8 protein-coding genes are annotated in these 14,560 nt (G+C 77.3%); 3 read left to right on the top strand and 5 right to left on the bottom strand.

Going from position 1 to position 14,560, the window contains the following annotated elements:
• Positions 1–67: 67 nt before the first annotated feature.
• Positions 68–826: an alpha/beta hydrolase gene (locus KIN34_RS14940; RefSeq protein ID WP_214352642.1), complete on the top strand. Its 759-nt coding sequence runs from the start codon at positions 68–70 to the stop codon at positions 824–826.
• A 52-nt stretch (positions 827–878) separates the two neighbouring features.
• Here the strand turns inward: KIN34_RS14940 and recD are convergent, their stop codons facing one another.
• From recD to recC, 3 genes are read right to left on the bottom strand one after another with little or no spacing between them, the layout of a single operon-like run.
• Positions 879–2,732 carry an exodeoxyribonuclease V subunit alpha gene (gene recD, locus KIN34_RS14945; protein WP_214352644.1) on the bottom strand — a complete coding sequence of 618 codons (1,854 nt, stop codon included), beginning with the start codon at positions 2,730–2,732 and terminating at the stop codon, positions 879–881.
• Positions 2,729–6,169 (bottom strand): UvrD-helicase domain-containing protein, encoded by a 3,441-nt coding sequence (locus KIN34_RS14950; RefSeq protein ID WP_307858276.1) that lies wholly within the window; start codon positions 6,167–6,169, stop codon positions 2,729–2,731. The genes recD and KIN34_RS14950 overlap by 4 nt, the downstream gene beginning before the upstream one ends.
• Complete coding sequence (gene recC, locus KIN34_RS14955) at positions 6,166–9,696, bottom strand: exodeoxyribonuclease V subunit gamma (protein WP_307858277.1); 3,531 nt, start codon at positions 9,694–9,696, stop codon at positions 6,166–6,168. Before recC ends, KIN34_RS14950 begins: the two co-directional genes overlap by 4 nt.
• Before the next feature lie 61 nt (positions 9,697–9,757).
• Here recC and rlmC point away from each other — a divergent pair, with 61 nt between their 5' ends.
• Positions 9,758–10,909, top strand: coding sequence for a 23S rRNA (uracil(747)-C(5))-methyltransferase RlmC (gene rlmC, locus KIN34_RS14960; protein WP_214352646.1), 1,152 nt, complete (start codon positions 9,758–9,760; stop codon positions 10,907–10,909).
• 124 nt (positions 10,910–11,033) lie between these two features.
• Positions 11,034–13,085 (top strand): DUF7937 domain-containing protein, encoded by a 2,052-nt coding sequence (locus tag KIN34_RS14965; protein ID WP_214352648.1) that lies wholly within the window; start codon positions 11,034–11,036, stop codon positions 13,083–13,085.
• A 77-nt stretch (positions 13,086–13,162) separates the two neighbouring features.
• Here the strand turns inward: KIN34_RS14965 and mtnN are convergent, their stop codons facing one another.
• Positions 13,163–13,939 carry a 5'-methylthioadenosine/S-adenosylhomocysteine nucleosidase gene (gene mtnN, locus KIN34_RS14970; RefSeq protein WP_307858278.1) on the bottom strand — a complete coding sequence of 259 codons (777 nt, stop codon included), beginning with the start codon at positions 13,937–13,939 and terminating at the stop codon, positions 13,163–13,165.
• Complete coding sequence (locus tag KIN34_RS14975; RefSeq protein ID WP_214353116.1) at positions 13,936–14,388, bottom strand: S-ribosylhomocysteine lyase; 453 nt, start codon at positions 14,386–14,388, stop codon at positions 13,936–13,938. The genes mtnN and KIN34_RS14975 overlap by 4 nt, the downstream gene beginning before the upstream one ends.
• Positions 14,389–14,560 lie beyond the last annotated feature (172 nt).

Consider the following 14,560-nt stretch of genomic DNA (forward strand, 5'->3'; position numbering starts at 1 on the left):
CCGCCTCCGTCCGTGGCACGCTGGCGGTGCCCGACGACGGGCGCACCCCGACGACGAGGAGGCCGGCGTGGCGCTGGTGACCTGCCACTACTTCTCCGAGGCGCTCGGCGTCAGCACCGCGATGACGGTGCTGCTGCCACAGGCCACGCAGTCCCAGATCGGCCTCGCGGGCGTCGCCAGCGCCGCGCCGCCGCCGGTGCTGTACCTGCTGCACGGGCTGTCCGACGACGAGACGATCTGGACCCGGCGCACCTCGATCGAGCGCTACGCGGCCGAGCGCGGCGTGGCCGTGGTCATGCCGCGGGCGGGCCGGTCGTTCTACAGCGACGAGGTGCACGGCGGCGCGCACTGGACGCACCTCACGCAGGAGCTGCCCGCGCTCGTCTCGTCGTTCTTCCGGGTCTCCGACCGGCGCGAGGACACGTTCGTGGCCGGCCTGTCGATGGGTGGCTACGGCGCCGTGAAGTGGGCCCTGCGTGAGCCGACGCGGTTCGCCGCCGCCGCGTCGCTCTCCGGGGCGCTCGACATCCGTGCCGAGGCGCAGCTGGTGCACGACGTGCCGCAGGTCTGGGGACCGGCGGGACCCGGACCGGACGACGACCTGCTCGCGCTGCTGGATGCCGCGGAGCCGGCCGCGCTGCCGGCGCTCATGGTCACGTGCGGGACGCAGGACTTCCTCCACCGGCACAACCTGAGCTTCCTCGACCGCGCTCGCGAGCGGGGGATCGACGTGCTCGCGGACGTCGAGGGACCCGGCGACCACGAGTGGGGCTACTGGGACGCGCGCATCCAGGACGTCCTGGCCTGGCTGCCGCTCGGGCGCTGACCACGCGGCCGGGCAGGCGCTGGGCCGGGCCGCCGGTGCGGTGCGAGGGCGCTCACAGCGGGCGGCCGAGGCCGCTGGCCCGCTGCACGCGGCGCCGCACGGCCGCCCGCACGGCGTCCTGCGTGCCGACGACCCGGATCCGCTCCCGCGCGCGCGTGATCGCGGTGTAGAGCAGCTCGCGGGTGAGCAGGGGGGAGCTCGCGGGCGGCAGGACCACGCTCACGCGCGCGAACTGGCTGCCCTGGCCGCGGTGGACGGTCATGGCGTGCACGCTCTGCGCCGGGGGCAGCCGGTAGGTGGGCACCAGCCGGTGCGCCCCCGGGGCGCCGAAGGCGACCGCGACCCCGTCAGCGGTGCTGACGACGACGCCGGTGTCGCCGTTGTAGAGGCCGGTCGGCCGGTCGTTGGTGGTGACCAGCAGCGGACGTCCGGGCGGGAACCGCGCCGCGGACCGGCCGCCGGTCTCCTGCGCCACCCAGTCCTCGGCGACCTCCGACCAGTGCGCGACGCCCGCGGGACCGCGGCGGTGCGCGAGGAGCAGGCGGTGGGCGCCGAGCGCGGCGAGCGCCGTGTCCGCGTCGCCTGCCCGTGCCGCCGTGACCAGCAGGCGACCCGTCGCGCGGACGTCGGCCTCGATCGCCGCGACCTCGGACGCCGTCGGGCGGTCCCCGGTCGTCTCGACCCACTCGACGGCCTCGCCGCCCGCGCGCAGGAGCTCCACGGTGCGCTCGTCGTCGCCGTCCTTGACCGCGCGCGCGAGCGCGGCGAGCTCGGCGCCGAACCGGTGCTCGTGCGTGAGCTCGACGACGCCCCGTGGGAGCGCCGCGACCAGGTCGCCCAGGACCGCGCCGGCCTCCACGCTCGCGAGCTGGTGCGCGTCGCCGACCAGCACCACGCGGGCCTGGGGACGGACCGCCTCGAGCAGGCGGGCCATGAGCGGCAGCGACATCATCGAGCACTCGTCGACCACCACGACGTCGTGCGGGAGCCGGTGCCCGGCGTCGTGCCGGAAGCGGGTGCTGCTGCCGGGCCGGGTGCCGAGCAGGCGGTGCACCGTGCTGGAGCGCAGCTCTCCCGCGCGCTCGCGGTCCTCGTCGTGGGCCAGCGCGCGCAGCTCGTCGTTCACGGACTCCTGGAGCCGGGCGGCGGCCTTGCCGGTGGGCGCCGCGAGCGCCACGCGCAGCCCCGGACCCGCGACGTCCTGCAGGGCGGCCACCAGCCGGGCGACGGTCGTCGTCTTGCCGGTGCCCGGTCCGCCGGTGAGCACCGTGAGCCGGGACGTGGCGGCCGTGCGCACGGCCGCGCGCTGGCGCTCGTCCTGCGCGCGCGGGAACAGGCGATCCACCGCGGACTCGAGCCGGGACGCGTCGACCGCGACGTCGCGCGATCGGTCGACGACCTGCTCGCGCACCTGCACCTCGTCCCGCCAGTACCGGTCGAGGTACAGCCGGTCGCCGGACCAGCGCAGCGGCCGGTCCGGCGGCCCGTCCGGGCCGTCGGCCACCGCGGGGCTGGCGCGGACCGCGGCCGTCCACGCCGCGGCCTCGGGCCACGGCAGCGGGCCGGACGTCGGGTCCGCCGGCACGGTGACACCCGGCCCGACGTCGGGGCTCGCCGCGTCCTCGTCCTCCGCCGGCTCGACGACGGTGGCCGGCGCGTCCGCGAGCACCACGCACACCGAGCCGGCGCGCAGCGCCCGCACGGCGAGCGCGGCCGCGAGGTGGACGCGCTCGTCCTCCTCGCCGCACAGCCGCGCGACGCGCCGTCCGACGTGCACGTCCGCCGACGTGAGCACGCGAGCCGCCACGAACGGCGCGAGCAGCCCGTCGACCCGCCAGGGCACGTCGGGCGACGGGTCGAGGACGGCCGCGGGGTGGGTCACGGGCGGGGGCTCGGTGTCGGTCATCGGGCACCTGCCAGCAGGTCGGAGAGGTCGAGCACCAGCGCCGTCGGCGGACGCCAGCCCAGCACTCCGGTCGGCGCCGGCCCGCCCGGCCCGTCGACCACGGGGGTGGTCGGCCCGAGCATCCCGCGCACGAAGAGGTACAGCCCGCCGCCCAGGTGCACGTCGGGGTCGTAGCCGCGCACGCGCCAGCGCAGGTAGCGGTGCAGCGCGGCCGAGTACAGCAGGAGCTGCAGCGGGTAGTGGTGCTCGACCATCGCGTCGACCAGGTCGACCGGCCGGTAGTGCCAGGCGCTCAGCGGCTCCTCCCAGGAGCCGAGGCGGTTCGTCTTGTAGTCCACGACGAGGTGCGTGACCTGGCCCGGGACGTCCGGCGACGGCACGCGCAGGACCGCGTCGATGCTGCCCGTGAGGTAGCCGCGCAGGGCGCTGGTCGACAGCGCCGGGTCGTCGAGCCGCGACGCGTAGTGCGCGAACGGGTCCTCGGTGGGCAGGTGGGTGCGCAGGAGCGCGGCGACGTCGCGGAGTGTGCCGGCCGTGCGGTCCGCCGCGTCCCCGCCCGCGAGGGGCAGCTCGAACTCGAGCTCGGGGAGCCGGTCGGCGGGCGCGACCTCGACGAGCGAGCGGTCGCCGGCGAGCCGGCCCAGCGGCGTGCGCAGCGCTGGGAGCAGCGCCCTGGCGAGCTCGTCCGGACCGCCCGGGAGCTGCCGTCCGGGGTCCGCCTCGGCGCACCGGGCCGCGACCTCGCGCGCGAGGTCGGGTGCGCGGGTGTCGACGTGCTCCAGCACGTGGTGGACCAGCGTCCCGAAGGCCGTCCCTGCCGGCAGGTCCGCCATGGGCGACGCGAGCGCGCGCAGCGTCGTCTCCTGGTCCGCGCCGGGCGCGCCGTCGGCCTCGGGCGTACCGGCCGAGCCGACGCGGGACCCGGAGCCGGCGGCGCCCTCGGGCTCGTCCTGGAGGCCGCGCTCCTCGGGCTCCGACGACGGCGCGTGGTGGCGCACGTCGTAGGCCGCCGAGGTCAGACCGGTGTACGAGGTCCGCCGCCACGCGGTGTCGAGCGCCCGCCCGAGCCGGGCGAGCTCGAGCGCCGGGGGCTCGGCCGTCGTGGGCGTCCAGGCGTCGACCGCGGGCGCGGCCGTGACGAGCTCGTGGACCAGGGCGCCGTCCGTCGTGGCCGCGAGGGCGGCGAACGCCTCGCTCGCCGCCTCGTCGCTCGGCACCGGGACCATCGCCGCGGGCGTGCCGTCCGGGGCGCGCTCGGCGAGCAGGAGCCGTGAGAGCGGGCTGCGCTCGACGTTCTTGCTCGGCGCCCACCACACGACGACCTGGCTGTGCGCGCGCGTCAGCGCCACGTACGTGAGCCGCAGCTGCTCGCCGGCCTCGTCCTGCTGGTGGGCCGCCAGGCCGTCGGCGTAGCCGGGGCTGCCCGGGCCGCCCACGTGCAGCGTGCGCTCGTCGTCGCGGTGGAAGCGCAGCACGGTCGGGTCGGACGGCACCCACAGGTCCCAGGCGAACGGCACCAGCGTCACCGGGAACTGCAGTCCCTTGCTCGCGTGCACCGTGATCACCTGCACGGCGGCGGCGTCCGTCTGCAGGCGTCGGCTGCGCTCCTCGGCGTAGTCCCGCGCGGCCTCGTCGACGCGCGCCCGCAGCCACTCGAGCAGCGCGGCGGCGCCGAGGCCGTCGTGCACCGCGACCGCGTGCAGCGCCTCGCCCACGTGCCGCAGGTCGGTGAGGTCACGCTCGCCCTCCGCCGTCCGCATGACCCGCTCGCGCAGGCCGGCCGCCGACGCCGCCTCGAGCAGCGCCGCGACGCCGTGGGACGCGAGCGTCCCCGACCAGGCACGCACGCGCTCCGCGAGCCGGTCGCGCGCCTCGTCGCCGGCGAGCGCCAGCTCGCTCGCCGACCAGCCGAGGAACGGCGTGAGCGCCGCGCCGGCGGCCAGGCGGGGGTCGTCGGGGCGCGCGAGGGCGGACAGCAGCGTGAGCCAGTGCTGCGCGGCCCGGGTGCCGAAGACGCTGGCCAGGCCCGAGATCACCGCGGGGACGCCGACCGCGGCGAGCGCGCGCTGCACCGCCTGGGCGTCGCGGTTGCGCCGCACGAGCACCGCGACGTCGCCGGGCCGCACCGCACGCCCGCAGGCCGCAGGTCCCTCGGTGAGGCGGGACGTCCGCAGCGTGCGCACGACCTGCGCGGCGACGTCGGTGTAGACGAAGTCCCGCAGCGCGCCGACGGCGGGCACCCTCGTCGTGCCGAGCGCCTCGCGCGTGATCTGGCGCAGCACCACGGGCGGTCCGCCCTCGAGGCGTCGGCCCGTGCGCTGGGCCACGACCGGCCGCACCACGATCCGCGGGTCGCCCAGCGCCGCGCCGTCGAGCAGCGGGCGCAGCCCCGCGAGGACGTCGGGGTCCGCGCGGTGGTTGCGGGCGAGCGTCTCGCGCCGGGCACCGCCGGCGGCGACCAGGTAGGTCGCGACGTCCGCGCCCCGGAAGGCGTAGATCGCCTGCTTCGGGTCGCCGATCAGCACGAGCGTGCGGGCACCGTCGAACGCGGCCTGCAGGATCTGCCACTGCACGGGGTCCGTGTCCTGGAACTCGTCGACTATGACGACCCGGTACGCGCCGCGCACGCGGTCGCGGGCCGCCGGCCCCGTCACCGGGTGGGTCAGCGCGTCGCGCAGGAGCGTGAGGAGGTCGTCGTAGTCGACGACGCCACCCGCGCGCTTGCGCCGGACCATCTCCTGCTGCGCGACCTGCGCGAGGCGCAGCCGGTGGAACGCGGGCGTCCCCGGCTCGGCGTCCTGGGGCTCGACGGCCGCGGAGGGGTCGGAGATCGCCGCGTGCATCAGCTCGCGCGCGTCGGCCACCGGGACGAGCGGCTCGGCGCTGTTCGCGTACGTGCGCAGGTACAGGTCGTCGACCACCTCCGCCTCGAGGTCGGCGACGTCCGGCAGCAGCGTCGCGTCGTGGTCGACGTCCGCCGTCGTGCCCAGCATCGTGAGCATCTGCTGGCAGAACCCGTGCGTCGTGGTGATGGTCGCGGCGTCGAACTCCGCCAGGGCGCGCGCCAGTCGCGACCGGCGCACCGCGACCTCCTCGGGGGTGGCAGTCGCCAGGTGCGCCACCACGTCGTCGGACGACGAGCCCGCCGTGGGGGAGCGCAGCGCGCGCTCGACCTCGACCAGCCGGGCCCGGACTCGGTCCCGGAGCTCGGTGGTCGCGGCCCTCCCGAACGTGACCAGCATGAGCTCGGGCAGACGGACGTCCTGCTCGGCGACGAACCGGACCGCGAGCGACGCGATCGTCCACGTCTTGCCGGTGCCGGCGCTCGCCTCGAGCACGACCGTCTCCACGCCCGGCAGCGGGCCGCGGATGTCGAACACCGGCACGGCGCCCGTGCCGTCCTGCTCGCGCAGGTGCTCGCGCAGGTCGTCGGTCACGGCGCCTCCTCGAACGTCTCCGCGGCGAGCAGCTCGCGCCACACCCGCGACGCGAGCGCGCCGAACCGGGTGGGCTCCTGCGGGCGGGTCGCGCGGTCGACGGCGGTCGGCTCGCCCAGGAGGTCCGCGAGCTCGAAGCCCTCACCCCACGCGAGCACGTGGTAGGCGTCGACCCGCTCGAACCCGCCCCGCCCGCCCTCGGCCTGCTCGGCGGTGCCGAGCTCGCGGCGGGCCGCGGCGAGCGCCTCCTGCGTGGAGCCGCGTTCCCAGCGGCTGCGCGCGTAGGCGTGGCTCGTCCGGGTGAGCAGGGGCAGCGGCTCGCGCAGCGCCTCGTCCCGCACCGCCACGAGCTCGCCGAGGACCGCGAGCGCGTGCTCCGGGGCCGGGGCGCGCAGGATCGTCGTGCTCGCGCCGGCGCGTCCGCGCCCGATGGTGACGGCCGAGCGCACGGTCGCCACGCTTGCGCCACCCGCCTCGCTCGCGCCACCCGCCTCGCTCGCCGCGAGCGCGAGAAGCTGCACCCACGAGCGCAGCACGTGCTTGGCCGAGAGCTGGGAGTACACGGCGCGCACGAGCCGCCCCCCGTGCACGTCCCGGACGGTCCCCGTCACGTCGCGCCCGGCGACGCGGGCGCGGACGTCGAACGACCGCGCCTCGCTCGTGAGGACCGGCCGGACGGTCTCCAGGACCGGCTCCGCCTCACCGAGGATGCGGCCGAGCGCCGCGCCCCCGAGCTCGCGCGGGGGCAGGTGCCCGCGGCGACGCTCGGCCGCGGCGGCCTCGGCCGGGTCCGCACCGTCGAGCACCGCGCGCAGCAGCCGGTCGCCGATGCTCCACCGCGCGAGCGGGTCCAGCTCGAGCGGCATCCGGTCGTCGAGCTGCGGGGTGTCGCTGGGCAGCCGCGCGCCTAGCCGCTGCGCGAAGAAGGCGCGCGGGGCGTGCTCGAGGACCTGCACCAGCTCGTCGAGCTCGACGACGCCGCCCTCCTCCGGCGCGGGCAGGGGCACCGGGACGAGCGGTCCCGCCGGCAGGCGCGGTCGCGTCGCCGTGCGCGCCGCGGCCAGGTCGAGCGCGTCGAAGCCGAACGGCCCGGGCCGGCCGAGCGCACCCGGCTCGAAGACGCGCGCGTCGACGGGCTGCAGGGGGTGCTCGACCACGAGCGCGGTGCGCGCGCCGCCCGGGAGGTCGGCGGCGTCGTCGACCGCGTCCAGCAGCTCGCCGACCGGGACGCACGGCGGGCGGTGGGCCCCCGTGCGCTCGTCCGCGCCGGTGTGCAGGACGACCAGGCTCTCGGTCGCGGACGTCACGGCGTCGAGGAACAGCTGGCGGTCCTCCTGCCGGCGGTCGTGCTCGCCGACGAGGGGGTCGCGCGCCAGGACGTCGTCGCCGTCCCGGCGCCCGCCGCGCGGGAACGCGCCGTCGTCCATGCCGAGCAGCACCACGACGCGGTGCGGCACCGCGCGCATCGGCGCGAGCGAGCACACCGTGAGCGCCCCCGTCCGGAAGCCCGCCCGGGTCGGCCGGCCTGCCAGCCGCGGCGCGAGGAGGGTCACCACGTCGGGCAGCCGGAGCAGGCCACCCCGTCCCGCGGAATCCGCCCGCGCCTCCGCCAGCACGCGCGTCGCCTCGAGCTCCTGCCAGCGATCCGCCGGTGCGACCGCGGTGAGCAGCGCGAGCGCCCGGTCGAGCGCGTCGAACCACCGCTCCGCGGGCCGGGCGTCGGCGAGGTCCGCCAGCACCGCCGTGAGCCGGTCCAGCAGCTCGGCCACCCGCCCCACGAGCGCGACGTCGGCCGAGCCCACGTCGTCGACCGGCAGCACCGCGCCGACGTAGCGCTGGTCCTCCTCGGCCATCGCGACGCCCAGCAGGAGCCGGTCGAGCGCCGCCGCCCAGGTGCCCTGCGGGACCGCGCCGAGCCGGAACCGCGCCCGCCGCTCCACGTCCTCGCCCCAGTGCACCCCGGACTCCAGCGCCCACGCGCGCAGCCGGTCGAGGCCCTCGTCGTCGAGCGCGAACCGCCGGCGCACCGGCTCCTGGCCCGCGAGGTCGACGACGGCGGAGGCGGTCACCCGCGAGTCGGCCAGCTCGAGCAGGGTGGCCAGCACGCCGAGCACCGGGTTGGTCCGCGTGGGCGCGCGGTCGGCGATGCGCACGCGCAGCGTCCGCCCGGGGTGCTCGGGCGGTGCGTCCTCGCCCGGGAGGTCCGGGGCCGGCCCGAACACCGCCTGCACCAGCGGCGCGAAGGCCTCGACGTCCGGGCACATGACCACGACGTCCCGCGGCTCGAGCGTCGGGTCGTCCGCGAGCAGCCCGACGACGACGTCGCGCAGGACCTCGACCTGGCGCGAGCGCCCGTGGCACGCGTGCACCCGCACCGAGCGGTCCCCGGGCGCCGCGACGTGCCGGCCCCCGGCACCGTCCGGCGGCGCGTCCGCCCGCAGCCGCGCCTGCAGCGCGCCCAGCACGGTCGGCGGGGTCGGGGGCGCGGCGACCTCCTCGACCGCCGGGCGCAGCGCCTGCACGCGCCCGGCGAGCTCGACCGCGTCGTTCGCCATGGAGCGCAGCAGCGGGTGGTGCGCGGGCGACGTGCGCTCCCGGCGCCGCAGCGGCGCGGCCGTCGGCGGGCGAGCGGTGCTCGTCACGGCGCGCCAGAGCGTGAGCGACGGCTGGGGCAGCCAGAGGTGCACCTCGCGCCGCTCGGCGAGTGCCGCGAGGACGGAGAGGTGCGCGGCGGGGAGCGCGGTCGGGCCGAAGACGTGCAGCCGGTCCGGCAGGTCGACGAGCGCCGGCTCCTCGACCAGGCGGGCGGTCGCCTCCGCCAGCCGGGCGGCCGGCGGGGGACCCAGTCGCGCGACGAGCTCGCGCCACAGCCGCGGCTGCCACGCCAGGTCGGCGGGCAGGGGCTGCCCCGCGCCGTCGTCGTCGGCGGCCGCTCCCACGGCTGCCGTCCTCTCGAGCCCGGTCGCCGCGGTCCATGCCAGGGCGAGCGACGGGCGCCGCGCGTCGTAGGCGACGAGCAGGCGCGCGATCCGCTGCGCGAGGTGCATGCGCCGACCCGCGCGCAGCTCGTCGTGCTCGTCGTCCGACGTCCCCGCGGCGCCCACGTGGTGGGCCACCGTGGCGAGCCACGGCTCGTGCGCGTGCTCGTCGACCACGGCGAGGACGTCCCAGGCGAGGCGGTCCGGCCGCCACGGGTCGCTCTCGCGGTCGACTCCCACGACCGCCGCCAGCACGTCGGCGACCAGCCGCGCCGGGGAGCCGAACCGGACGTTCGCGCACACGCCGTCCTGGTCGTCGGGGCCGGCGCCGAGCCGGTGCGCGAGCCGTTGCCCGACCCACCGCTCGACGCCGCGCGTCGGGACCGCCACGAGGTCCGCGGCGAAGGGGTCCTCCGGTGGCACGGCGAGCTCGTCCGCCAGCGCCGTGACCAGCGCGTCCGCCCGCTCGGCGACGTGCACGCGCAGCCCGGTCGCCGCGGCCCCCCGCGCGCCGGGCCCGCGCAGCTGCGCCACGGCCTCGTCGTCCACGTCCCGCACCCTAGCGACCGGGCCCGACAGCCGGCCGGGGCCTCGCCCGTAGGCTGTGGACGTGCAGTGCTCCTACTTCGACGCGGGCCTGTGCCGGTCCTGCGGCTGGATGGGGCGGCCGTACGACGAGCAGCTCGCGGCCAAGCAGCAGCACTGCCGCGCACTCCTGGCGGACCACGAGCCGGTGTGGCTGCCGCCGGTCGCGAGCCCGGAGGACGCCTTCCGGAACAAGGCGAAGATGGTCGTGGCCGGCACCGCGGACGCACCGACGCTCGGCATCCTCGACGCCGCCGGCCAGGGCGTCGACCTGCAGGGCTGCGGCCTGTACCCGGACGGGCTGCGGGCCGCGTTCCCGGCCGTCGCGCGGTTCGTGACCCGCGCCGCGATCACGCCCTACGACGTGCCCTCGCGGCGCGGCGAGCTCAAGCACGTGCTCGTCACCCAGGCGCCCGACGGCGCACTGATGGTGCGGTTCGTGCTGCGCTCCCAGGAGGCCGTCGCCCGCATCCGCAAGCACCTGCCGAGCCTGCGCGCGGAGCTGCCGCGGCTCGAGGTGGCGTCCGTCAACGTGCTGCCGGAGCACAAGGCCGTGCTGGAGGGCGAGCTCGAGATCCCGCTCACCGAGCGGCAGTCGCTCACCATGGAGGTCGACGGCGTGGCGCTGCACCTGCGGCCCCGCAGCTTCTTCCAGACCAACACCGCGGTCACCGCGGCGCTGTACGCGCAGGCGGCCGGCTGGGTCGCGGACACCGGCGCGCAGACGGTGTGGGACCTGTACTGCGGGGTGGGCGGGTTCGCGCTGCACGTCGGCGCCCCGCACGTGGTCGGCGTGGAGACCAGCGCGGAGGCGGTCGCCTCCGCACGGCTCACGGCGGCCGAGCTGGGGCACCCCGACGCCCGGTTCGTCGCGGCCGACGCCACCGCGTGGGCGCTCGCGACCGACCCGGCCCACCCCCCGGACGCGGTGGTGGTGAACCCGCCCCGGCGCGGCATCGGGACGGAGCTCGCGCGGTGGCTGCAGGAGTCGACCGTGCCGCGGGTCGTGTACTCCAGCTGCAACGCGGTGTCGCTCGCGGCCGACCTCGCCGCGATGCCCGCGCTCGTGGTGCGCGAGGCGCGCGTGTTCGACATGTTCCCGCAGACGACGCACTACGAGGTGGCGGTCCTCCTCGAGCGCGCGGCCCCCGGCGGTGCAGCCTCCTCCACCGCGTGACGAAACGGACGCGGCACCTGGGTGGCGCCGCTACAGTCACGACGAGGCTGGTGCGCCGCAGCGCGAACGCGTGCGGGACGGCGACCGGGTGACCACGGCTCGACGACACGGAGGCCAGACGACGATGAGCGACCCGGACGAGGTCAGGGTGCCCGACGGCCGGAGCGACGGCCTGCCCCACGCGAGCGCGCGCCGGCCCGGCCCGTTCAGCAGCGTCCCCGTGCGCGACTACGTCACGGACGTCCTCGCCATCGTGCTCCTGTGCGTCGCGCTCGGGCTCGGCTGGGACGCGCGGAGCTCCGCGACCGACCGGGTCGAGGTCGTGCTCACGACGGTCGTCTCGATCCTGTCGCTGTCCCTGTTCTACCTCGCGCGTGCGGGCGCCATGCCGCCGGGATGGACCAACCGCACGGTCGTCGCGGTGCGGGCCCTCGCCAACGTGCCGTACCTGGTCGTGGTGCTGGTCTACGTGGTCCTCGACGTCGTCGCGGCGTTCGACGACGGCCGCCTCTCCGCCGGCGGCGGGCTCGGGCCCTCGGTCGCGATCGGCCTCGCGGGGGTCGCGCTCGTGGTGGCGCCGCGCGCTGCGGAGATCGGCGCGCCGCGCACCGCCGACCTGTTCGCCCGCGCGCTGCGCACCGCGCTCGTGGCGCTGCTCGTGATGATGCTGCTCCTGCAGGCCGTCGGGGTCGTGTCGGTGCTGGTGGACAGCCCGTCGATCCTGCGTGGCTCGGGCGGCTGGGCGTTCCTGCTGAGCTCGCTCGTCCGCGCGCTCCTGATCACTGCCGTGGCCGCGGTCCCGCTGCTCGGCACGGTGCTGCGGTCGGCGCCGTGGCGCGCGCTCCTCGTGACCGTCGCCGTCGTGGCGGCGTTCGACCTGCTGTTCCTCGGCCCGCTCAACGGTGTGGGCCGCGAGGTGCTCCTGACGATGTCGGTCGCCGGCGGGAGCGCCGCACTCGTCCTGCTGCCCGCCGCGGGAGCGCTGGCCGTCACGCCCGCGGCTCGGCGCATCCTGCGGGCCGCGCCGCTGGACGCACCCGAGCGCCCCTGGTTCACCACGGCCTCGCTCGCGTGGCTGTCGACGACGGCCGTCGCCGCCCTCTACGCCGTGGTCCTCGTGCTGTGGCTCGTGGGCGTGGCGCTGCTGAGCGGGGCGGGCGTCCCCGCCTGGTTCGTCGTGCTCGTCGTCGTGCTGGTGTTCGCCGCGGTGGCCGCGGTCATCGCCCGGACGATCTTCTTCGGCAGCCCGTCGTCGGCCCGCGTCCCCGCGCTCGCGGTGACCGGGGTGGTCGTCGTCCTCGGGGTCGTGGCGATCGCGCTGGTCGCCTCGAGCGCCGACGGGTTCGTCGGGGCCGGCGTCGGCGTGGGCATCGAGCTCCTGCTGGTGGCGTTCGGGCTGCCGGTGCTCGCCGCGGTCGCGCTGCTGGTGCCCGCACCGGTCCGCGCGTGGTTCGTGGAGCACGCGGACGACGAGCCGCTGCGCCGGTGGCGGGACGACGACGAGCCGACCTTCGCCGCCGCCCGCGCCGGGCAGCCGCCCGTGGCACCGCCGTACGCCGCCGCTCCGGCGACCGAGGGCGCTGCGCTCGACGAGACGCCGACGGCGGTCGCCGCGACCGACGAGCCCGCGCGTGACCTCGACCCGGTGGACATCGACCGCGTGGACATCGACACCGTGGAGCCCGACGAGACCGAGCGTGACGAGGCCGACCGCATCGAGGCCGACCGCATCGAGGCCGACCGCATCGAGCTCGTCGAGCTCGCGCACGAGGAGCCGGCGGACGAGCCGACGACGGCGCACGCGCCGGTCGCCGCGCCCGTCGTCGCCCCGACGCTCTCGCCGGAGCCGGTCGCGGGGTCGGAGCAGGACGTCGTCGGCGCCCCGGCAGGCGACCCGGCCGTCGAGGCCACGACGCCGAGCGAGGGCCCGACCGGCAGCGTGGACCGCCCCGTGCCGCACTCCGCCGGGACGGCGGTGCCCGCGCACCCGTTCACCGCGGAGCAGGCGCTCGACCCGACGACGGACCTCGAGGTCCTCGCCGCGATCGCCGCCCAGGCGCCGGAGCTGCGCGTCCACCTGGCCGCCAACCCGTCGACCTACCCGGACCTGCTGCACTGGCTCGGCCAGCTCGGCGACCCGCAGATCGACGCCGAGCTCGCCCGCCGCGGCGCCTGAGCGCGCCCAGGACCCGGCGCGGCGACGATCCAGGCCTGCGACGATCGAGGCACGCGACGATCGAGGCCGTGCCGGGCTCAGGTCTGCCGCAGCACCTGCGCGAGGCACGCGGCGACCACGGCCGCGGAGCGGTCGGCGGCGTCGTCGACGTGGGTCGCGAACTCGCCGGCCTCCATCGGGCTGCACAGGTCGCTGATCCCGCGCACGGCCAGGAAGGGCACGCCGAAGCGGTACGCCGTCTGGGCCAGGGCGGAGGTCTCCATGTCGGTCGCGAGCGCGTCCGGGAAGGCCGCCCGCACGGGGGCGACGCGGTCGGCGTCGACGAACACGTCGCCGGAGACCACCGCGCCGGGCAGCACCCGCACCTCGTGCGGCGCACCCGGCCAAGGGGCGAGCGAGGTGGCGGCGGTGATCGCGGCGGCGTGCAGGCGCTCGTCGGCCGGGTAGACGGCGGGCATGCCGGGCACCTGACCCAGCGCGTACCCGAACGCGCGCGCGTCCGCGCCCGCGTGGACGTGCTGCACCCCGACCACGACGTCGCCGACGCGCACGCCGGCCGCGAGACCGCCCGCGCTCCCCGCGCTGAGGAGGAACCGGGGCGTCACGGTCGTGAGGGCGACCGCTGCGGCGGCGGTCGCGTTGACCAGTCCGATGCCGGAGCGCACCAGCAGGACGTCGGCGCCCCGGAGCCGGAGCCGACGGTGCTCGGACCCACCGGGCGCGACGACCGGCGGGTGCGCGTGCTCGGCGAGGGCGACGAACGGCTCGGCCTCGACGTCCATGGCGACGACCACGACGGCGTCCACGGCCGGGAGCGCGCCGGGGCGCGTGGCCGTGTCGTCGGGCGACGTCACGCCGTCACCGTGCTCCACGCGTCGCGCTGCGCCAGGAAGGCGCGTGCCGCGTCCTGCGCGCCGGCGAGCGTGTGGTTGGCGCCCCAGCCGCACTGGACCTCGTTGGCCGCCGGCACCTCCTGCGCCGCGAGGACGTCGCGCAGCGTCGCCTCGACCAGCGCGAGCACGTCGTCGTACTCCCAGTGCCCCGCGAGCGTGAGGTAGAAGCCCGTCTGGCAGCCCATGGGCGAGAAGTCGATCACCTGGTCGGTGTGGTTCCGCGAGTGCTCGGCGACCAGGTGCTCGAGCGAGTGCACCGCCGGCATCTCGAGGTGGGCGACGTTGGGCTGCGTGAACCGTACGTCGTACTTCTCGATCACGTCGCCGGCCGGGAGGCGCTTGGCGTCGGCGAGGCGCACGTAGGGCGCGGCGACGGTCCGGTGGTCCAGGTTGAACGACTCCACGTTCATCCGGTCCGTGCTCGTGCCGGCGGTGTCCGTCGGTGCAGGGCTCGTGGGCTCGCTCACGCTGTGCCTCCTGGCGCGGGGTGGTGGTGCGGTGCGTCGTGCCGTCCCATTGTCCCCGCCCGTCGCCGGTGGGTGCGACCGAGCGGGTGACGGGGCGGGTTGCTACCGTCCCCCG

Origin of the sequence: Cellulomonas fulva (genome assembly GCF_018531375.1) — a bacterium.
Taxonomy (GTDB): domain Bacteria; phylum Actinomycetota; class Actinomycetes; order Actinomycetales; family Cellulomonadaceae; genus Cellulomonas; species Cellulomonas fulva.

What these genes read in the sequence shown, in the direction of transcription:
- recD (WP_214352644.1), bottom strand. Translation starts at nt 2,732, where the DNA reads ATGACCGACACCGAGCCCCCGCCCGTGACCCACCCCGCGGCCGTCCTC.
- KIN34_RS14965 (WP_214352648.1), top strand. Translation starts at nt 11,034, where the DNA reads ATGAGCGACCCGGACGAGGTCAGGGTGCCCGACGGCCGGAGCGACGGC.
- KIN34_RS14975 (WP_214353116.1), bottom strand. Translation starts at nt 14,388, where the DNA reads ATGAACGTGGAGTCGTTCAACCTGGACCACCGGACCGTCGCCGCGCCC.